This is a genomic window from Tengunoibacter tsumagoiensis, assembly GCF_003967535.1.
Classification (GTDB): domain Bacteria; phylum Chloroflexota; class Ktedonobacteria; order Ktedonobacterales; family Ktedonobacteraceae; genus Tengunoibacter; species Tengunoibacter tsumagoiensis.
Genome location: NZ_BIFR01000002.1, coordinates 1,680,730 through 1,704,406, shown reverse-complemented (window position 1 = coordinate 1,704,406; position 23,677 = coordinate 1,680,730). Strand labels below are relative to the sequence as shown.

Below are 23,677 nucleotides of genomic sequence, written 5' to 3'. Positions count from 1 at the left end.
GTTGCGTTTATAACTGTTCCAGCATCTCGCCATCTATCAATGTTGCCAATGTTTGGACAATGATTTTTTCCTGATCGACAATGGTTGGCCCCTCAAACAGACTGGCTAGCGGAATATCGATCTGAAAAGCACTTTTGGATCGTGAGATAAGTTGTGTCGCCAGAAGTGAATGTCCGCCCATTTCAAAGAAATTGTCGTGAATGCCAATGGGGGTAATCCCCAGGATATCTTGCCAGATGGCGACCAGAAGCTCTTGAATCCCTGATTCAGCCGCTTCATAAGAACTGCTGAGCCATGGACGAGGATAGTGCTGTGTTCCATCGGAGTCCTCATGTTGTGGGATTTTTCGTGCAATCCATTGCAGCCAGCGCTGTTCAAGGGCACTCGTTGAGACGACGATCTGACCGGCCTCCTGAAGCAAGAGCACCCGTTCGAAGGCTTCAACGGCCTCCTGAGCATCCATCGCCAGGCGTTCCATGCTGGTCTGTATCTTCACCTGCTCGATCTCCTCCTCTTTGAGCGGCCAGCCATCCCAGTTGGCAACGATCCAGGGGAAGGGGCTCTGCTGACGGCGATGGGCCACGAAGGCATCGAGAAAGGCATTGGCCGCCGCATAAGCTCCAAAGCCCAGCCCTCCTAGAATAGAGGCATTGGAGGAGAAGAGGAGGCAGAAGTCGAGGGAGAGGTCCGCCAGGATCTCCTCCAGCACATAGGTTCCCAGCACCTTGGGGCCGAACTGCGTCTCCAGCTCGGCAGGGCTCAGTGACTCAAAAGGTATGGAGACCGAAGGTCCTCGGGTTACTCCGGCAGTGTGAAGGACCCCATGGAGCGTTCCAAACTGCTCCAGGGTCTGCTGGAGCACCTGTTGCATGGCGCTGCGGTCGGCGACATCGGCGTGCAGCAAGAGGAGCTCACTCCCTGCTGCTTCGAGCGCCTGCACCCGCTGGATGGTGAGGGCGAGAGTACTGGTTGGATCGGTGGCGAGAAGCGGCCACTGCTCCCGAGACGGGAAGGGCTGGTGACTGAGCAGGACCAGACGAGCCTGATAGTGGCGGGCCAGGTGATCAGCCAGGAGCATGCCGACGCGCCCCAGCGCCCCGGTGATGAGATAGACGCCGCCCGAGCGCAGGCGACTATGCGTGCGGGGATGCGGCTCCGGAAAACAGGGCTCATAGGTACGCCGCCAGCGGTCGCGACCACGATAGGCGATGAGGAGCTCAGAAGAAGCGGCCCCGCTCTCCTGGAGCAGGATCTGCGTCCAGGGAAGCGCACGCGACGAGGAGAGTGGAGGCAGGTCGAGACAGCGGCAGGTGAGGTGGAGATGTTCCTGTTGCAGGACCATGGCCAGCGCGAGCAAGGGGGCCAGTTCGGGAATACCAGCCTCAGCCTCGAGCACTGGATAAGCTGCCCGGGTGACGATGAGCAGATGAGAGAGCTGGGCGAAGGCATCAGCCGTGTTGATGAGTGCCTGGATGAGCGCGAGCAAGGAGAGGATGCCCTGCTGTTGAGCGGCGAAGCGCTCCCGGTTGGAGGGCAGGGACGGTGTCTGAAGATGAGCCAGATGGACCAGGCGTCGTGGCAGGAGTTCGCGCTGCTGAAGGATGGGCATGAGAGACGCAAATTGTGATGGAGAGGACAGGGTAAACGTGTCGCCATCCATCGTGAGAGGAGCTGGCTGCGATGAGAGCTGGACGACACAGACCGTCTCGCCTGCCTGGCGCAGAGCCTGGATGAGCTCGGAGCCAGAGCCAGCCTCATCGAGCAAGAGGAGCCAGGGACCGGTGGCTGAAGGAATGGGTTCGGTGGGCGTCAGGATACTGCGCCGCCATCCCGGGAGATAGAACCAGTGGCTGATCTCCTTCTGCTTGTGGATAGCAAGCTGTGGAACTTGCGATTGCTGGCGAGGGGCAATCCAATAGCGCTGATGTTCAAAGGGATAGAGAGGCAGGGGGAGACGCTGGCGCGGCTGGCCTGCATGCACCCGAGACCAGGAGATCTCCACTCCCTCCTGCCAGAGTTGGCCCAGCGCCAGCAGCAGACTGGCCGCCTCCTCCTGCTCTCCCCAGAGATTCTGTCCCCGCTGAGCTGGATGGGGGAGCGAGGTGATCGAGCGCAGAGGCGCTGCCCCCGCGCCGAGCTCCTGCTGGCGTACCAGCCCACTCAAGCTGCGTCCGGGTCCCACCTCCAGAAACACGGGATGCGGAAGCTGCTGCGCCGTCGTCAGCGCCTGCCCAAAGCGGACCGTCTGGCGGAGATGCTGTCCCCAATAGGCGGGATCGCAGGCCTGCTGGCTGGTCAGCCAGGTCCCCGTCACATTGGAGAGGACCCGTCGTTGGGGAGGATGCAGAGTCAGCCCCCGGACAAAGCGGACAAACGGCCCCACAATAGCCTCCACCTGCTGCGAATGGGCCGCCACCTCGATATGTAGCGGCTGCACCGTGATCCCCTGCTGCTGGAGCTGATCGGCAAAGGTCTGCAACGGCTGATGTGGACCCGCCACCACACAACTGTGCGCTCCATTAACGGCGGCAATTGAGAGCTCAGGTGGCAGGAGCTCCAGCAGCGTGGCCTCGGAGAGGGGGACACTCAGCATCGTCCCGGCAGGCAGTTGGGCAAAGAGCCGGGCACGTTCCGCCACCAGGGCCACCGCATCCGGCAAGGAGAAGACCCCCGCCAGACAGGCCGCCGTGTATTCGCCCAGACTATGGCCCAGCAGCGCCGCTGGCTCGATCCCCCAGGCCAACCAGCGTTGAGCCAGGGCATATTCTAGGCTGAAGAGGGCAGGTAAGCCCCAGCGGCTCTGGCGCAGCAGCAGACTGGCCTGCTCAGCTGGAAGCTGATTGAAGAGCAGCGGACGCAGATCCAGCTCGAGGGCCTGGGCAAAGAGCTGCAGACAGCGCTCCAGATGCTCTGCAATGATCGGGTCCTGAGAGGCGAGCAGCCCCCCCATCCCGGCGTGCTGGGCTCCGCCGCCGGGGAAGAGAAAGATGAGGGAAGGCGTGGCCTCCTCAGAGGAGAGCAGCCGACCAGCAGGAAGTATCGGCTGGCTCCATTGGGCTGATGCCTGCTGCGGAGAGGTGGCCACCAGGAAGCTGCGAACGGGCAGAGCGCGGCGTCCCACCTGTAACGTAAAGGCGATATCGGCCAGCGAGGCGGCGGGTGCCTGCTGAAGAAACGTGGCCATCTGGCGCATCTGGCGTTCCAGCGCCTGAGGTGTGGCAGCCGAGAGCGGGAGCAGGGCAAGTGGAGAGGCAGGTGGAGCGAGCGGAGAAGGCGTTGGAGCCTCCTGCAAGATCAGATGGGCATTGGTCCCGCCCACTCCAAAGGAACTGACACCGGCTCGACGAGGGAGCGCGGCAGGGTTCCAGGGGCGCGAGATCGTATTGAGGAAGAATGGGCTCTCCGCAAGCTTGAGAAGGGGATTGGGAGGATCGGCATGGAGCGAGGCAGGAAGATAGCGATGATGGAGGGCCAGAGCCGTCTTGATGAGGCCAGCAATGCCCGCGGCAGCATCGAGATGACCGATATTGGCCTTGACCGATCCGAGCGCACAGAAGGCGTGCTGCTTGGTCTGAGAGCGGAAGGCCTGAGAGAGGGCAGCGACCTCGATGGGATCGCCCAGCGGGGTACCAGTGCCATGGGTCTCGACATAGGAGATGGAGTGCGCGGGGAGATTGGCGAGGGTCAGGGCTTCCGTAATGACACTGGCCTGTCCCGAGACGCTGGGAGCAGCATAGCTGACCTTCTGGGAGCCATCGTTATTGATGGCAGAGGAGCAGATCAGGGCATAGATCGTATCGTGATCAGCCAGGGCCTCCTCCAGGCGTTTGAGCACCACCACGCCACCCCCATGACCAGTCACAGTGCCTTGAGCCTCAGCAGAGAACGGGCGGCAATGTCCATCGGGCGAAGTAATCCCACCCTCCTCATACTGATACCCGGCCTTACGCACAGAGCTGACAGAGATACCGCCAGCCAGGGCCATATCACACTCTCTCCGTAAGAGAGCCTGGCAGGCCATATGCGTTGCCACCAGCGATGTAGAGCAAGCTGTCTGAATAGAGACAGCCGGTCCAGTAAGATCAAGCTTATAGGAGATCCGCGTGGTCAATGCATCATTGCCATTGCCAACCATAAGTTGGAAGCCGCCAATCGATGCCACAAACTCTAGATTTGACATCAGATTGAAGAGTAGATAATTGCTGGTCCCGGCCCCTCCATACACACCAATGCGACCGGGATATTGCCGAGAATCATAGCCGGCATGTTCAAGCGCATGATACGCGATCTCCAGGAAAATGCGATGCTGGGGGTCCATTGTCTCAGCTTCACGAGGCGTATACCCGAAAAACGCCGCGTCAAAGCCTTCAACATCCGTTAAGGCACCTCGCGCTGGAACATAGTGAGGATTGCGAAAGACCTCAGCAGGGACCTCCTCCATCAGCTCTTCTTCGGTGAAAAAAGAGATGCTCTCAGTCCCCTCGCAGAGATTCTGCCAGAACTCATCAATCGTATTGGCACCTGGGAAACGTCCAGCCATGCCGACGATAGCAATGGTTGTCCCAATCTCCTGCATCTCCTTCTGCTCAGGCTGCTGTGGCGGAACAGGGTCTTCCTGAGCCAGAAACAGAGCAATGTCGCGAACTGTTGTATACTGGAACAGATCGACCATCGAGAGCTCTTTTGTGGCGAGCTTTTTGATTTTCCCGTACACACGAATCATATGCAGAGAATGCCCACCCAGATCAAAAAAATTATCGGTGAGGCCAACTTTGTCAACCTGTAATACCTCGCGCCAGATCTGAGCAATCTGTTGCTCCAATGTACTTTGAGGCTCTCGATAGATCTCCTCTGGTTGCGGTTGCAGGCTTCTCATAGCAAGCAGAGCCTGGCGATCGACCTTGCCATTATGAGAAAGTGGCAGCTTCTCCAGGCTCAGAAATTGGGCCGGTATCATATACTGTGGCAGCCTGCCTTCCAGGTAACGTCGCAACTGTATAGCGGTAATGGTGGCACCTGGAGTAGGAACAACATAGGCTACGAGCTGGATCTGATCTGAAGAAGGTCCATTGGCTATGACGACAGCTTCATCGATATCAGCGTGATGGCGCAGAACCGCCTCAATCTCTCCCGGCTCAACCCGGAAACCACGCAGCTTGAGCTGGCTATCACGCCTGGAGATATATTCAAGCGTGCCATCCGGACGGTACTGGACGAAATCGCCTGTTTTATAGAGGCGACTGCCCGGAAGCAGACTAAAGGGGTCAGGAAGAAATTTCTCTGCCGTCACATCAGAGGCATTCAGATACCCTCGTGAGAGACCAGCTCCTCCGATATAAAGCTCCCCTGGCAATCCTGGTGGGATCAGCTGAAGATGGCGATCCAGCACATAAACGCGCGTATTGGCGATCGGGCGACCGATATGTATGGGCTCCTCATCGGCGATCCGGGCCACGACAGAATTGGCCGTCGTTTCAGTCGGACCATAGACATTCCAGATAGTTACGCCTGGACAGAGCAGATAGGTTCTGTGCACTAACTCCGGGCTGAGCTTTTCGCCTCCAAAATACAGCGCTGCCAACGCCTGAGTTGGGAACTGGATGCTTTGCATCTCAATCGCATCCAGAATAAGCTTCCAGAGCGAGGGAACACAGCTCAGTCCAATCTGGCTCCTCACACTCAGTTCCCGAGCCAGCTCAGGTGGATTCGCAATCAGATTGTCAGGGACCATCCAGATAGAGTCCCCCCGCAGAAGTGGAGGGAAGAGCTGTTTGATACAGGCATCAAAAGAAAAGCGCGACGTTGCGGGCTGACAGGCGACCTCTGTGCCGATCAGTGTCTCACTGGCCCAGAGAGCATAATTGACCAGACTTGCATGCGGGATCATCGCCCCCTTTGGTGATCCAGTAGAGCCAGACGTATAGATGATATAGGCCAGATTCGCAGGAGTGACCGCAGCCTCTACATTTTCTGTTGAAACCTCTCGCATGAGATCGCGAATAGCTTCACATGTAATAATGGGTATGGCCCGTTCAGGAACCAGGTGCAGAAGCTTCTCCTGAGTCACCAACAAGGGAACCGCTGCATCCGCAAGCAGAAAGAGCAGCCGTTCAGAAGGAAAAGATGGATCAAGCGGAACATACGCCCCGCCAGCTTTCAAGATACCAAGAATGGCAATCATCGCTTCAAGCGAGTGTTCAATCAGTAGCCCGACCCGTACATCTGGTCCAGCACCATGTGTCTGAAGAATGCGAGCAAGCTGATTTGCCTGCTCATTCAGGCATTGGTAGGTGAGGGAAGCGTGCGCAAAAACAACTGCCAGAGCATCTGGTGTGCGTCCGACCTGAGCTTCAAATAATTGATGCAGACACTGATCTAATGGATAGTCTTGAGCTGTATTGTTCCAGACCGTAAGCTGCTGAAGTTTTTCCTGATTGGTAAGCAGGTTGAAGTCAGCCAGTTTCCGGTGTGGATACATCGTCATGTCAATGAGTAGCCGCTCAAGGTGTAACAGGAACTGCTCTACCACCGATTGTGAGAAGCGAGGAGTTTCATATCCGAGCAGCAGCACTAAGCGCTCCCCAGATCCAACCATCAGCGTAAGTGGATAATTTGTCCTGACCTCTGGCCGGGCCCCATGGATACGGAGACGGCTCTGACTCTGCTCGAGAATCTGTTCCCCAGGAAGATTCTCGAGCGTGACCAGGCTCTCAAATAAGACCTGTCCACGCGGGATCTCGCTCCACGTTTGAATCTGAGCGAGCGAACTGTATTCATATTGTAATATTTCTGCCTGTTTGATCTGTAGCGATCGTAGCCAGGGAAGGAGGCGAGGCTCTTCTGTGAGCGAGATGCGGAGAGGGAGCGTATTGATAAAAAGCCCGACCATGGACTCCATACCCTCTAATTCAGCCGGACGCCCCGAGACAGTGATCCCAAAAACCACCTCCTGGTCGCCTGTATATTTGTGGAGCAGAAGGGCCCAGGCTCCTTGAATGAGCGTGCTTAAAGTAAGCTGTCTCTCGCGAGCAAACGAATGGATCGCCAGAGTTCCTGCTGAAGAAAGAGTGCGCTGCGTCGTCGCATATCCAGCAGGGCTGTCTGGGTGCTGACTCTGAATAAAAGATCCTGGAAGCCTGTTGGCGGATGGAAAGCCACGTAAGTTTTCTCTCCAAAATAGTTCGGCCTGTCTTTTATCCTGTTTTTGTAGCCAGCCAATATAATCTCGATAAGCGCGTGGACGAGGAAGGTGAAGAACCGTGCCATCGCACTCTGCATCGTAGAAGGCAAACAGCTCGTGAAGCAAAATGGGGAGTGACCAGCCATCGAACAGGAGATGGTGATAGCTAAACAGACACTGAAGAATCTCCTCCTTGAGGGCAATGAGGGTTATACGTAGCAATGGTGCCTTTGCAAGATCAAAGCTGATCTTGCGATCTGCTTCGAGCAGGGCCGCTAACTGGAGCGTCTGTTCATCTTCTGGAAGCTCTCGCCAGTCAAAGTAGCTGACGGGTAGTTGAGCCTGTTTGAGCACCACCTGTAAGGGATTGGCACGATCCTCCCACGAGAACGCGCTTCGGAGCACAGGATGTCGCTCCCCTAACCGTTGGGCTGCCCTATTAAAGGCAGCCAGGTCAAACAAGCCCTGCACTTTTAACTGCATATTTAATTGTTTTAAATAAATATTTGCATCGGGGGTATAAAGGGTATGAAAAAGCATACCTTCTTGCATTGGGGAGAGATTATAAATATCTTCAATATTTTTTGTATTCACTTTTTTTCTCCCATTGAGTTATCGAATTCTGCAATCAACGAAGCCAGTTCATCCTGATCAAGGAGGGCCTGTGGAAAATCCTCTGGGGAATAGCTGTCAGATGGAGAGGAGGCTTCTGTCTGATCGTTGAGCTCCTGACGCGAGCTATCCGTGTTTAAGCGTGCGACCTGCGCAAGCTCTGCAATAGTTTGATGACTGAAGAGCTGGCTAATTGTCAGATGAATGTCTTTTTGGTGTGCTCTGGTTATAACCTGTAGACCTGACACAGAATGTCCTCCCATTTCAAAGAAATTGTCGTGAATGCCAATGGGGGTAATCCCCAGAATCTCCTGCCAGATGGCGACGAGGCGCTCCTGGACCTCTGACTGAGCCTTTTCATAAGGACTGCTCAGACCTGGACGCGGATAGTGGTGTTCGTCCTGGATGGCTTCCTCTTGAGTTGCCTGGAGCGAATCGCGTTCAATCCATTGCAGCCAGCGCTGTTCAAAGGCCCCCGTTGAGACGACGATCTGACCGGCCTCCTGAAGCAAGAGCACCCGTTCGAAGGCTTCAACGGCCTCCTGAGCGTCCATGGCAAAGCGCTCCATACTGGCCAGGACCTTCACCTGCCCGATCTCCTCCTCTTTGAGCGGCCAGCCATCCCAGTTGGCGACGATCCAGGGGAAGGGGCTCTGCTGACGGCGATGGGCCACGAAGGCATCGAGAAAGGCATTGGCCGCCGCATAAGCTCCAAAGCCCAGCCCTCCTAGAATAGAGGCATTGGAGGAGAAGAGAAGGCAGAAGTCGAGGGAGAGGTCCGCCAGGACCTCCTCCAGCACATAGGTTCCCAGCACCTTGGGGCCGAACTGCGTCTCTAACTCGGCAGGACTCAGTGACTCAAAAGGAAGAGAGATTGATGGTCCTCGGGTTACTCCGGCGGTGTGAAGGACCCCATGGAGCGTTCCAAACTGCTCCAGGGTCTGCTGGAGCACCTGCTGCATGGCGCTGCGGTCGGCGACATCGGCGTGCAGCAAGAGGAGCTCACTCCCTGCTGCTTCGAGCGCCTGTACCCGCTGGATGGTGAGGGCGAGAGCGCTGGTTGGATCGGTGGCGAGAAGTGGCCACTGCTCCCGAGGCGGGAAGGGCTGGTGACTGAGCAGGACCAGACGAGCCTGATAGTGGCGGGCCAGGTGATCAGCCAGGAGCATGCCGACGCGCCCCAGCGCCCCGGTGATGAGATAGATGCCGCCCGAGCGCAGGCGACTATGCGTGCGGGGATGCGGCTCCGGAAAACAGGGCTCATAGGTACGCCGCCAGCGGTCGCGACCACGATAGGCGATGAGGAGCTCAGAAGAAGCGGCCCCGCTCTCCTGGAGCAGGATCTGCGTCCAGGGAAGCGCACGCGACGAGGCAAGCGGAGGCAGATCGAGACAGCGGCAGGTGAGGTGGAGATGTTCCTGTTGCAGGACCATCGCCAGCGCGAGCAAGGGGGCCAGTTCGGGAATACCAGCCTCGGTCTCAAACACTGGTTGAGCCGCCCGGGTGACGATGAGCAGATGAGAGAGCTGGGCGAAGGCATTAGCCGTGTTGATGAGCGCCTGGATGAGCGCGAGCAAGGAGAGGATGCCCTGCTGTTGAGCGGTAAAGCGCTCCCGGTTGGAGGGCAGGGATGGTGTCTGAAGATGAGCCAGATGGACCAGGCGTCGTGGCAGGAGCCCGCGCTGCTGAAGGATGGGGATGAGAGACGCAAATTGTGTTGGAGCCGACAGGGTGAACGTGTCGCCATCCGTCGTGAGAGGAGCCGACTGCGAGGAGAGCTGGACGACACAGACCGTCTCGCCTGCCTGGCGCAGGGCCTGGATGAGCTCGGAGCCAGAGCCAGTCTCATCGAGCAAGAGGAGCCAGGGGCCGGTGGCTGAAGGAATGGGTTCGGTGGGCGTCAGGATACTGCGCCGCCATCCCGGGAGATAGAACCAGTGGCTGATCTCGTCTTGTTTATGGAGCATCGTTTGCTCATTCTTAGAACGAAATGTATCGCTCCTCTTTGAGTGAGATTGCTGGCGAGGGGCAATCCAATAGCGCTGATGTTCAAAGGGATAGAGAGGTAGGGGGAGACGCTGGCGCGGCTGGCCTTCATGCACCCGAGACCAGGAGATCTCTACTCCCTCCTGCCAGAGCTGGCCCAGCGCCAGCAGCAGACTGGCTGTCTCCTCCTGCTCTCCCCAGAGATTCTGTCCCCGCTGAGCTGGATGGGGGAGCGAGGTGATCGAGCGCAGAGGCGCAGCTCCCGCGCCGAGCTCCTGCTGACGTACCAGCCCACTCAAGCTGCGTCCAGGTCCCACCTCCAGAAACACGGGATGCGGAAGCTGCTGCGCCGTCGTCAGCGCCTGCCCAAAGCGGACCGTCTGGCGGAGATGCTGTCCCCAATAGGCGGGATCGCAGGCCTGCTGGCTGGTCAGCCAGGTCCCCGTCACATTGGAGAGGACCCGTCGTTGAGGAGGATGCAGAGTCAGCCCCCGGACAAAGCGGACAAACGGCCCCACAATAGCCTCCACCTGCTGCGAATGGGCCGCCACCTCGATATGTAGCGGCTGCACCGTGATCCCCTGCTGCTGCACCTGATCGGCAAAGGTCTGCAAAGGCTGATGCGGACCCGCCACCACACAGCTGCGCGCTCCATTAACGGCGGCAATTGAGAGCTCAGGTGGCAGGAGCTCCAGCAGCGTGGCCTCGGAGAGGGGGACACTCAGCATCGTCCCGGCAGGCAGTTGGGCAAAGAGCCGGGCACGTTCCGCCACCAGGGCCACCGCATCCGGCAAGGAGAAGACCCCCGCCAGACAGGCCGCCGTGTATTCGCCCAGACTATGGCCCAGCAGCGCCGCTGGCTCGATCCCCCAGGCCAACCAGCGTTGAGCCAGGGCATATTCCAGACTGAAGAGGGCAGGCAAGCCCCAGCGGCTCTGGCGCAGCAGCAGACTGGCCTGCTCAACTGGAAGCTGGTTGAAGAGCAGTGGACGCAGATCCAGCTCGAGGGCCTGGGCAAAGAGCTGCAGACAGCGCTCCAGATGCTCTGCAATGATCGGGTCCTGAGAGGCGAGCAGCCCCCCCATTCCGGCGTGCTGAGCTCCACCGCCAGGGAAGAGAAAGATGAGGGAAGGCGTGGCCTCCTCAGAGGAGAGCAGCCGACCAGCAGGAAGTATCGGCTGGCTCCACTGGGCTGATGCCTGTTGGGGAGAGGAGGCCACCAGGAAGCTGCGAACGGGGAGGGCGCGGCGTCCCACCTGTAACGTAAAGGCGATATCGGCCAGCGAGGCGGCGGGGGCCTGCTGGAGGAACGTGGCCATCTGGCGCATCTGGTGTTCCAGCGCCTGAGGCGTGGCAGCCGAGAGTGGGAGCAGGGCAAGCGGAGAGGCAGGAGGAGCGAGCGGAGAAGGCGTTGGAGCCTCCTGCAAGATCAGATGGGCATTGGTTCCGCCCACTCCAAAGGAGCTGACGCCAGCGCGACGAGGGAGTGCGGCAGGGTTCCAGGGGCGCGAGATCGTATTGAGGAAGAACGGGCTCTCCGCCAGCTTGAGAAGGGGATTGGGAGGATCGGCATGGAGCGAGGCGGGAAGATAGCGATGATGGAGGGCCAGAGCCGTCTTGATGAGGCCAGCAATGCCCGCGGCGGCATCGAGATGACCGATATTGGCCTTGACCGACCCCAGCGCACAGAAGGCGTGCTGCTGGGTCTGAGAGCGGAAGGCCTGAGAGAGGGCAGCGACCTCGATGGGATCGCCCAGCGGGGTGCCAGTGCCATGGGTCTCGACATAGGAGATGGAGTGCGCGGGGAGATTGGCGAGGGTCAGGGCTTCCGTAATGACGCTGGCCTGTCCTGAGACGCTGGGAGCGGCATAGCTGACCTTCTGGGAGCCATCGTTATTGATGGCAGAGGAGCAGATCAGTGCATAGATCGTATCGTGATCAGCCAGGGCCTCGTCCAGGCGTTTGAGCACCACCACGCCACCCCCATGCCCAAACACAGCCCCCTGAGCGTCAGCAGAGAACGGGCGGCAATGCCCATCGGGCGAAGTAATCCCACCCTCCTCATACTGATACCCGGCCTTATAAGGGAAGGTAATAGAGATGCCGCCAGCCAGAACAAGATCACACTGATAATTCAAGAGACTATTGCAAGCAAGAGAGACAGCAACCAACGAACTGGAGCAGGCTGTCTGCACAGTAATGCTTGGACCAGTCAGATTGAGTTTATAAGAAACGCGGGTAGGCAGATAATCCTTATCGTTGCCAAGCATCATCTGGAAGTTATTGACACCTGCCGCCTGATCCTGAATCATTGACAGGTACGTATTCATAGTTGAGCTAGCAAATAATCCAATCCGGCCAGAATAGTAATGAGAATCATAGCCTGCATGTTCAAGTGCATGATAGGCTAATTCGAGGAAAATCCGATGTTGTGGGTCCATCACCTCAGCTTCACGAGGAGTATAGCCAAAGAAGGTCGCATCAAACCCCTCCACATCGTCTAAAATTCCTCGTGCCCGTACATAGCCTGGACGATTGACCATCGCGGGAGAGAGATACTCGAGGAGCTCTTCATCACTAAAAAACGAGATACTCTCGATCCCCTCACATAAATTATGCCAGAACTCCTCGAGGTTCTTCGCCCCAGGAAAGCGGCCAGCCATGCCAACAATTGCTATATATTCAAGAGCATCGCTTTCATTGAGTTCGCTCAAGTCGATTTCTTCCTTTCTGCATCGTGTTCTTGCGCCTATTGATCGCCTCTCTTTGATGAATAGCCTTTTGCTGTGCCTCCGTAAGAAGCTGTGTTTGTCCCTCTGACTGTTGAAGATGTGCGGAGAGATCATGAATCGTTGCAAACTGAAAGAGATCAGTTAATAGCAACTCGCCAGGTACTTGATGTTGAAGTTTGCCAAAGACGCGAATAAGATGTAACGAATGTCCGCCCAATTCAAAGAAGTTGTCATTGATGCCAACTTTGTCAACTTGAAGAACCTCTTTCCAGACATCCGCAATAACTTTTTCGATGGGAGTTTCAGCAGGGGCATACGCTATCTCCGTCTGCCGTTCTCCAGGCTCGGGTCGAGGAAGCGCTTTGCGATCAAGCTTGCCACTGGTCGTCAGTGGGAGCGAAGCAAGCAGAATAAAATGAGAAGGGAGCATATAGTCAGGTAGCCATTCTCTGGCATGGGCTCGCAATGCCTGGGGCGTTGGCGAACTTCCAGCCTGAGGAACGAGATAGGCAATGATTTTCGGATTACCTGCTGAGCTTGTATCGACGATAACTGCCGTATCGGTAACGAGCGGAGCCCTGCGTAAGACATGCTCTATCTCCCCTAATTCGATCCGTAATCCACGAATTTTTACCTGCTGATCGCGCCGGCCAACGAATTCTAGCTCTCCTCCGTCCAGACGGCGAACCAGATCGCCTGTCCGATATACTCTTGCACCGGCTCTACCACTCCAGGGATCGGGCAGGAAACTGCTGGCAGTAAGGTCTGGCTGATGCAGATAGCCGCGTGCAAGCGCAATTTCCCCTTTTTCTCCCATCTCTCCCGTACTTCCAATAATTCCCGTACTTCCAATATAGAGCTCACCAGGAACACCGATTGGCACCGGTTTTAATTGCGCATCAACCACATAAAGCGCTACATTCGCAATGGGCCTGCCAATAGGAATGCGCTGTCGTTGTTTATGCCCACTACCTTGCCAGAAACTGACATCTACCGATGCTTCAGTTGGTCCATAGAGATTAGAGATCTCAGCTCCTGGGAAGAGGCGCTGCGTCTGAACGTGAAGCGGATATGGGAACTCCTCACCACTACAAATCACGCGTCGTAATATCGGTAAGAGTGACGATACCTGATCGAATGGTAGAGCGTCTGAGGCGGTTGCGGTTAGCACTGACAGAAACTCTTGTAACATCGTAGGCACAAAGTGGACCGTACTGATGGCTTGCTCAAGCATACATTGATGGAGATAGAGGGGATCTCGATGCCCCTCTGGTCTGGCAATAACCAGGCAGGCTCCGACCATTGTGGGCCAGAACAGCTCCCAGACGGAGACGTCAAAGCTCACCGGTGTCTTCTGTAGGACGCGCTCTCCGATTTCGAGCTGGTAGGTCTGCTGCATCCAGAGGAGCCGATTGACAATCCCCTGGTGCGGGACCATAACCCCTTTGGGGCGACCCGTTGAGCCAGAGGTATAGATGACGTAGCAGAGCGTCTCCGGTAAGATCGGGCAATGCTGACGAAGCGCGCTTTGAGCCTCTTGCACTGGTAACTTATCCAGGCAAAGACCCGTTACCGAGGACGGTAGACCATCGATTACCAGTGATTGAAGCGTCAATAAGAGCGGCGTCTGTGTCTGTTGCAGGAGGAAGTTCCGCCGTTCTTCGGGCAATGTGTAGTCGATAGGAACGTATGCAGCCCCTGTTTGTACGACTGCGTAGATAGCAATCACTAATTCCAGGCTGCGAGGAAGGCTGATCGCTATAATGCACTCAGGCCCTGCCCCATATTGACGTAAGAGCGCTGCAAGCTGATCGACGCGTCTGAGAAGGGACGCATATGTGAGAATCTGGTCATGAAACACCAGGGCTGCAGCATCAGGCGTTCGTTCTCCCTGCTGACGCAAAAGACAGGCAAGGCAGACATGATGCAGATCATACGCGACCTCGGTCTGATTCCAGCGCTGTAAAAGCTCTGCCTGTTCGCTCTGTCGGAGTAGAGACAGGGAGGTGGGAGGGTTCTGTCCCAGCGCAGGAAATTGTTCGAGAAGATAGTGCAGCTGGCCCAGGAGGCGTGTAATGGTCTCAGCATTGAAAAATCGGCAATCATAATTGAGTGAGAGCAGTCCGCTTGTGCCAACAACGGCCGTAAGAGGATAATTTGTGCGCTCTATAGCCGGGAGTCCGCGTATATTTAGATCAGCCAGCTGTTGTTTGAGCGTCTCCTGAACAGGATAGTTCTCAATCACTAATAAGCTCTCAAAGAGTGCCTGCCCGGCTGGAACCTCAAGCCAACGTTGAATATCGGCCAGAGAAGCATAAGCAAACTCGCGCGCCTCGACCTGTTGGATCTGGAGCTCCTGAAGCCATGCGGTGAGCGATCTCTCTGAGCTGTCTACAGGGATATGCACACGCACCGGAAGTGTATTGATGAAAAGGCCGACCATCCTGTCAGCCCCAGGCAGTTCTGTTGGTCTGCCTGCAACCGTAGTGCCAAAGATGACATCGTGCTCCCTACTATAATGATGGAGGAGTAACGCCCATGCGCCCTGAACCAGAGTATTGAACGTAAGCTGGCTACGCTGCCCAAACGCCTGTAACGCGCCCAGTGTCTCGGCTGACAGATGAATCTGTTGCTGTTGATAGTCTATTTTTGTCTGCTCACTTGTGACATGAGCGAGCGAGCGATCATAGGAGAAGGCTGTAAAGGCCGTCACATCTTGCAGCGTTTGCAGCCAGAAAGTCCTGGCCTGGGCTGCATCTTGTTGATAGAACCAGAACACATAGTCTTGATAAAGAAATACCGGTGGAAGAGCCAGGGAACTGCCATGATAGAAGCCTTCATAGAGCGTTAAAACTTCTTGAAAAACAATTGACACCGACCAGCCATCGAGGAGAATATGATGATGGCTCCAGACAAGATAGAAGTGGTTTGTGCCAGCATGAAGAAGCGTCAAACGCATCAGTGGTGCTCGATCATAGCTGAAACCAGCCACGCGGTCCTGTTGGAGGAACTGCGTAAGTTCTGCTGGCGAATAAGGCGTGTGCCAGGACTGTAGAGAGAATGGCACATGGCGATGAACCACCTGCACTGGCTTGTCGAGCTGCTGCCAGTGAAAAGATGTGCGCAGAATCGCATGCCGCTCAATCACTTCTTGCCAGGCTTGTTCAAAAAGAGGCAGATTAAGCTCTCCATTGATCTCACAGACGAGCTGTTCAACATACATTCCCTCGGCTGGATTGGAGAGACTATGAAAGAGAATCCCCTCCTGCATGGGCGTAAGGCGATACATGGCTTCCAAAGTTATTGCCTGAGCCGTCTCATGATGTCCTTGCGCTTGTGTAAACAGACTATAGAGGAGATCGAGCTCTTCCTGCCGCAGAAGCACATCTGGAAAGTCCGCCGGAACATAGGGATTCTCCTGTGAGGAGAGGCACTCTTGAAGGAGCCGTCGCAGATGAGCCACACAGGTATTTAGCAGCATCTCAATCGTATCTGGGCGATAGACATGCTCACTATAGCTCCAGCCCATCTGAAGCTGTCCATCCAGAATGAAGCAACTGATCTCAAAGAGATAGGGACGCCGATCCTGCGCATTGTGCGGCTGACCTTTATACTCTCGAACGTGATGAAAGAGGGCACTGGCGGCCTGGACCTGATCAAATTGTCCTAGATAATTAAAACTGATCTGCGCACCTGGTTGCGAGCGTATCTGTGAAGAGAGTGTTTCGTCCTCGCTCAGATAACGCAGCAATCCATAACCAATCCCTTTCTCTGGTAGCGATCGCAGTTGCTGCTTGATAGCACGAAGAGCCTCCCCATCCGTTGCTGCTAAACCAGTGCTGAGCAGCACCGGGGTGATCGTCGTAAACCAGCCAACAGTGCGTGAAAGATCAACCTCCTCAAAGAGATCTTCTCGTCCATGCCCTTCCACATCGATTAACAGATGGCTCTTCTGGCTCCAGTGGGTGAGGGTCTGAGTGAGTGCTGTCAGCACCAGCTCTTGTACCTGAATATGCGCATGCCGTCTGGCTTCAGTCAGAAGGAGCGTCGTCTCTTCCGGCGCTAATGCCAGATATACCGACCGTACTGATCCTCTGCTATTCCCCGCTAGCGGCCCATCGGTTGGGAGAGGATATGCCTGGAAGTACGCTGGTTGTAACCAGTATGCACTCTGCTGAAGAACCCGTGGAGAGCGAGCATAGCGAGTAAGCTGTTCTGCCCAGTGGGCGAATGATGTCATCGTTGGTGGTAACTGAACCATGGCATTGGTAAGGAGTTGTGAGTAAGCAGTCTGAAGATCCTGTAGGAGGATCTGCCATGATATGGTATCAACAGCCATATGATGCACAAACAAGAAGAAACGGTCGTCATGTTCCTGGCCACGTAGAAAGAGCACGGATTGGAGCAACGGCCCGGATGAAAGATGAAGAGCCATCTGGAGCTGATTGGCATGCATCACCATGACCTGTTCCTGGGCTGTTGGGGGAAGAGCGGAGAGATCAATGCATCGAAACGTCAGGACATCGTCTTCAGGCTCTGAAATACGCTGTTTCCACCCGGATGCCTCTTTTGAGAAACGGAGGCGGAGAGCAGAATGATGGGCAATAAGTGCATGGATGCTTGCCTCAAGTAAGGCTGGTCTGAGAGACTGGCTGGCATCTAGCTGCATCCCCTGTCCCCATTGATCCATGGCGCTAAGCTCTTGCTCAAAGAAATAGTGCTGGATAGGTGTAAGTGGGAACTCCTCCAATGTTTCAGGGAGAGCCGCAATTGGAGGGAGATTGGGAACGATACTATTTGCCAGAGCAAAGATACTCTGATGGCTAAAAAGCTCTTTCGGCGTAAGATGCAGTCCAGATTGATGGGCTCTGGCTACAATCTGAATGGCCAGGATCGAATCCCCTCCAACCTCAAAGAAATTGTCATGAATCTGGAGCCCCTGGATGCCAAGGACCTGAGACCAGATGGTGAGTAGCTGTTGTTCTGTTGGTGTAAGTGGACGTGAGAGCTCGCTGTTCTCGCGTTGTATGGTCCATTCAGGATGAGGGAGAGCCTTCCGATCGATCTTTCCGTTGCTGGTGAGCGGAAAGGCCTCTAGCAGCACAAATGCAGCTGGTATCATATAGTCAGGAAGTCGTGACTCAAGATAGCTGCGTATAGCTGAGATTGAACAGTCCTGTCTGTTGTGAGGAACAAGATAGCCCACCAGCCGTATCCTGCCTGGAAGCTCTTCCAGCGCCTGAACGAGCACCTCCTGGAGTGCAGGGTGCTGAAGGAGCACCGTCTCAATCTCGCCCAATTCGATGCGAAAGCCACGAATCTTCACCTGATGATCACGCCTGCCAATGAAATCAATCTGTCCATCGGGAAGGTAACGCGCCAGATCGCCGGTTCGATAGAGCCGTTCACCAGGCTTCTTATGAAAGGGGTGTGGGATAAAACGTTCTGCCGTCTGCTCTGGCCGATGCAGGTAGCCGCGTGCAAGACTATCCCCGCCAATATAGATCTCACCGACAACGCCAGGAGGGACCGGCTCTAATCTAGTATCCAGAAGATAGACCTGTGTATTGGCGATAGGTCGACCAATAGAAGGAAGGCCCATCGTCTGACCAGGCTCTACGACACCACTCGTTGTGACGACGGTATTTTCAGTTGGACCATAATGATTGATGAGCGGGCAGGGTAAGGTAGCCTCCGTCCGTTTTAGCCTGTCGCCACCAGTGAGAAGAAATCTTAAGGCACCTTTCTCTGGCCAGGGTAGCTCATACATGGTTTCCAGTAGAGGAGTGGGGATAAAACTGATGGTAATCTTCTGCTGGCAGAGCCATTCAACGAGCTCGCCGGGAGATGTCACCATGGCATCATCAACGAGATACAGGCTGGCCCCTGCGGTTAAGTAAGGCCAGATCTCCCAGACCGATGCATCAAAACCCAGCCCTGCGATCTGTGTTGCCCTATCATCCTGGCGAATCTGATAGGTCCTTTGATGCCAGGTGATCAGATTCATCAGCGAGGCATGTGTGACCTCAACACCTTTTGGTACACCTGTTGAGCCAGAGGTATAAATAGTATAGGCCAGGTTCTGTGAGCTTACCGAACTGGTGGGATTGGCCTGTGTGATTCTGCTGGTAGACGTGGTATCGAGACAAAGAATTCGTCCGGTATAGGCTGTGAGACGAGCCTGTAGATGCTCTTGTGTTAAAACCAGCGAAGCCTGAGCATCAGCTAAGAGAAAGGCAAGTCTCTGCTCGGGCAGTGTTGGATCGAGCGCTACATATGCTCCACCCGCCTTTAGGATTGCAAGTAAGGCAACAGGGAGATCAAGTGAGCGTTCAATGAAAACGCCAACCTTTCCTTCAGGTCTGACTCCATAAGCTTGTAAGGTATGGGCCAGCTCGTTGGCTCGTAGATTTAGGTCAGCGTAACTGAGCTGATGGGGCCCTGCAATTACCGCCGGAGCGTCAGGATGCAGAGCCGCCTGTTTCTCAAATTCCTGATGCACCCAGCTCTCAGATGCATAGTTCTGCGCGGTCTGATTCCATTGCGAGAGGATGAGCTCCTGCTCATCCTGTAACAGAACAGGAATATGACCCAGTGCTGCCTCTGGCGAGGACAGGAGCGCTTCAAGTAGAGATTGGAAACGTTCCATCAGACGTTGAATAGCCGCTTCCTCAAACAGGTCGCTATTATATTCTGCCACCCCTTTCAGTCCGACAGCGCTTTCCTGGAGAAAGACCGTCAGATCAAACTTGGTTGTTCCCTTCTCAAGCTCAACTTCTGTGATATGTAATTCTGGTACAGAGGCGAGAGATGGAGGCTGATTTTGGAGGACAAGGAGGATCTGGAAGAATGGCGAAATCCCCGCATGTCGTTCGGTTAAGAGCTCGCTGACGATCTTCTCAAAAGGGATCTCTTGATGGGCCCAGGCTCCCAGAACCGTCTGTCGAACCCGATCCAGCGCCTGAAGAAAGCTCATCTCTGGCTGCAACTGCGTCCGCAGCGGCAGAGTATTCACGAGCATCCCGATGACCCCTTCGAGCTGCGATTGCGTTCGCTGTGCCAGTGGAGAGCCTACTACCAGGTCCCATTCTCCACTGCTACGGGCGAGTAGGACATCAAAGGCTGCCAGTAACCCCATAAATAGCGTGACCTGCTGCTGCTGACAGAATGTTTTTAAGCGGCTGAGGAGCGGCATGGGCATCAGAAAAGAGATATGATTCCCGCGAAAAGATGCTGTGGGAGGCCGAGGATGATTGGTTGGTAGTGGCAGATAGGCAGGAGCATCTCGGAGCGATTCACGCCAGTAGGTCAGAAGCGTCTCTAAATGAGCGCCCTGTAAGGACTCTCGCTGCCACAGAGTGATATCCGCATATTGCACTGATAGTGGAGGTAAAGCCGGTGTAGTGTGCTCGATGCAGGCACGATAGCATACAAATAATTCCTGAAGCAGCAGATTTACAGACCAGCCATCGGCAATAATATGATGAATAACGATGGTAAAGATATGTTCATTCTCCGCCACCTGCAAGAGATGTGCTCTAAACAATGGAGCCTCGGAGAGATGAAATGGAGATTGCCAGAGCTGGCTGAGATAGTCTGGCAGCTCCCTTGCTTGCCCTGACTGAACAACCTCTTCCCATTTCTGTCTGGTAATCTCTATCGAAAGGGCTGGCAGAATAGCCTGCATTGGCGTTCCCTGCGTCTCAATAAAGCAGGTACGTAAGCTCTCATGACGTTCAACAAGTGCTTGCAAGCTTTGTTGAAGGGCCTCTGGCTGTAAGGGGCCCTGGAGGTGAAGCGCAAAGGGGATAAGATAGGTTAGCTGTCCAGGCTCCCATTGTTCGAGGAACCAGAGTTGTTCCTGTGCAAAAGAGAGTGGCAGGGAAGAGTGGTACTCCCTGGGTCGTTGCGCTGTTGTCTGTAGAGGGATAGATGAATGGGTCAGAGATCGCTGCTGCAATTGCTCTGCTAATGCTGCAATAGTTGGCAGCTCGAACAAGGACTGGAGCGATATATCGCACTGAAATACTTCGCGGATACGTGAGATAATCTGAATCGCCAGTAAAGAGTGTCCCCCCAGTTCAAAGAAATTGTCATCTCGTCCCACATCATTTCTCCCCAGCACGTTCATCCAGATCGTGGCTAATAGCTCTTCCGGAGCCTGCGACTGGAGCACAGGAGCAAGCTCAGACTGTTTCTCTTCAGAGAGTAACAGGAGAAGTGCTTTTCGATCGATCTTGCCATTGGCGGTCAGTGGGAAGGTCTCTAAGAGAAGAAATATATTGGGAACCATATAATGAGGAACATGGCTCTGCATATACGTGCGGAGCAGCTCTTTTGAAAGAGGTGCTTCGTGGGAAGACACAATAAAGGCCACCAGCTGCTTATCGCCAGTGTCATTTTCATGCAGGAGCACACAGCTCTCTTGTATCGCTGGATGCTGCTGGAGCGTAGCTTCAATCTCTTCTAACTCGATACGAAAGCCTCGTAGCTTAATCTGCCGATCAAGGCGTCCTAAAAATTCAACCCGCCCATCTGGTAAGTAGCGGACGAGATCACCTGTCCGATACAGCCGTTCGCCTGGCGAAGTATTATACGGATGGGGAAGGAAGCGCTCAGCCGTTAAGTCTGGCCGATCATAGTAGCCGCGAGCCAGCCCATCTCCACCAATATAGAGCTCACCTGGGAGACCCACCGGGACAATTTGTAATTGTTCATCCAGTATATAAAGAGACGTATTTGCGATAGGCCTTCCGATCGGTACCGATGATGATAGTTCAATGGGTTCTGGTAACGGATAGCAGCAGGTAAATGTTGTATTCTCGGTTGGTCCATATCCATTGATAAGCGTGCCCTGACCATCAAAGGCTTGTAACATCTGTCGCGTATGGGGAAGAGAGAGCACATCTCCTCCTGCCAGCAACTGATGGAGTAAGCGCAAGGTATGCGGGTATCTCTCAACCATCTGATGAAAGAGCCCGGCGGTTAGCCAGAGAGTCGTAATCGCATAGTGTTCAATGTGAGCCGCGATCTCTTCTAATGTGGGGAGAGAAGGCGGGTAGAGAACAAGTGAAGCCCCATTTAAGAGGCTTCCCCATATTTCCAGGGTTGAAGCATCAAACGAGACGGGCGCTAACTGTAAAAAGACTTCTGATGCATCAAACATCATATAATTGGTATCTTTGACAAGCCGTAGAACGTTTCGATGTGTAATACTGACACCTTTAGGTCTGCCCGTTGATCCTGATGTATACATGACATAGGCGAGATTTAGAGGAGAAGTCACTGGCAAGGAATAGAGCTCCTGTTCTTGCGCAATGATCTCCCATTGTGTATCGAGACAGAGTAGCTGTAGCTCTGCTTTCGGAAGTATGGAGACAAGACTCTGTTGTGTGAGCAGCATAGCTGCATGGGTATGCCGAAGAATATAGTCTATTCTCTCTTCAGGGTAGGTCACATCCAGCGGTACATATGCTCCACCAGCCTTTAAAATGCCCAGCAAGGCAATCATTAATTCTGGAGAGCGTTCCAGGCAGACGGCAACACAGCTATCAGGAAGGACTCCACACGCGACAAGATACCGCGCCAATTGGTCGGATCTTGCATTGAGCTCGCCATAGGTGAGATAGTCCTGGCCGAAGATCACAGCCTTTTGAGTCGGGGCGAGCTTGGCCTGTTGCTCAAAAAGATGATGAATGCACATCTCTCGTGGATAGGCCGTTGTCGTTGTGTTCCATGTAGAGATAAGCAGTTCGCTCTCTTCTTTGCTCAACCATGAGAGTGTAGAGACAGTTTTTTGAGGGTGAGTAAGCGCCTCTTGTAGGAGCATCTGGAAGCGTTCAGCTATCTGCCTGATGGTTGCCTCTTGAAAGAGATCAGTATTATATTCGATGCCGCCTTTCAGGCCCAGCTCCTCTTCCTGAAAAAAGAGAGAGAGATCAAACTTTGTGGTATTGGTAGTGATCTCTATTATTTCGAGTGAAAGATCGGGGAGCTGAGCTATGGCTGAAGCCGGATTTTGTAAGACAAGGAGGGTCTGGAAGAATGGAGAGAGACCTGCCTGCCTTTCAGAGAGCAGCTCACTGACAAGCATTTCAAAGGGAAGCTCTTGATGGTCCCAGGCTCCCAGAACTGCCTGCCGAACCTGCTCTATAACCTGCAAAAAGGTCATGGTGGGCTGTAATCTGGTGCGGATTGGCAAGGTATTAACAAGAAGGCCCACAACCTCTGCCAGCAGCTTCTCTGTCCGCTGTGCCAGTGGAGTTCCAACGATAAGATCCCATTGCCCGCTACTACGGGCAAGTAAGAGCTGAAAGGCCGCAAGCAGCCCCATAAATAGGCTGGCCTGTTTCTGCTGACAGGTTTTTTTCAGGTGCGTGAGAAGCGATAGAGGGAGATGGAAGGTAAAATGAGCTCCTCGGAAGGAGGCTGTACTTGTGCGAGGATAGTCGGTCGGGAAGGATTGGTGAATGGGTGCTTCACGTAACGACTCGCGCCAGTACGCAAGCAATGCTTCCAGGTGCGCTCCTTGCAATACCTCGCGCTGCCATAGGGCCACATCCGCATATTGAAGCGGTACCTCTGGTAACGTAAGCTCCTGCCCAGAGGATAGGCTTTGATAACACGCACTGAGCTCGCGGGTCAGAATATCAAGCGACCAGCCATCAATAATACTATGATGGAACACCAGCGTCAGCGCATAATCCTGAGCACCCAATTGTATTAAACAGGCCCTGAACAAAGGAGCGAGCGAGAGATCAAAGCGCTGCATAAGGTAGCATTGAACAAAGTTTTGCATGAACGATGTGATGTGCTCGTCATGTGCTGCAACCTGCTCAAGAGAGATAAGCGGGAGCGTGATATGCAGTTTGGGATAAACCATCTGCATTGGGACTCCTTGCTGTTCGATAAAGCAGGTGCGGAGGCTTTCATGGCGCTGTATCAGTAGAGAGAAGCTGTGTTGAAGGTGTTGAATGTTGAGCTTTCCATGCAACTTGATGATCCAGGGAACCTGATAGGCAGGTGCTTCAGACATCCACTGTTCTAAGAACCAGATCTGTTCTTGTGCAAAAGATGTAGGAAAGAGAAAGACATCATGCTCTAGAAGCGTCTCTTGATCTTCTCTATTTGATGATCCTGTTGAAAAAATAGTCATGCATCCTTGCCT

General features: G+C 54.6%; 3 protein-coding genes. All 3 read right to left on the bottom strand.

All coding sequences use genetic code 11. From position 1 onward, the window contains the following. Positions 1-7: 7 nt before the first annotated feature. From EL628_RS27240 to EL628_RS27230, 3 genes are read right to left on the bottom strand one after another with little or no spacing between them, the layout of a single operon-like run. Entirely contained in the window at positions 8-7,774 is a 7,767-nt protein-coding gene (locus tag EL628_RS27240; protein WP_126583127.1) for a non-ribosomal peptide synthetase/type I polyketide synthase, read from the bottom strand. Further along, a complete protein-coding gene (locus EL628_RS27235; RefSeq protein WP_161975809.1) occupies positions 7,771-12,492 on the bottom strand; it encodes a type I polyketide synthase in 4,722 nt (1,573 codons plus the stop codon). The genes EL628_RS27240 and EL628_RS27235 overlap by 4 nt, the downstream gene beginning before the upstream one ends. Beyond that, a complete protein-coding gene (locus EL628_RS27230; RefSeq protein WP_126583125.1) occupies positions 12,476-23,665 on the bottom strand; it encodes a non-ribosomal peptide synthetase in 11,190 nt (3,729 codons plus the stop codon). Before EL628_RS27230 ends, EL628_RS27235 begins: the two co-directional genes overlap by 17 nt. Between the last annotated feature and the right edge of the window lie 12 nt (positions 23,666-23,677).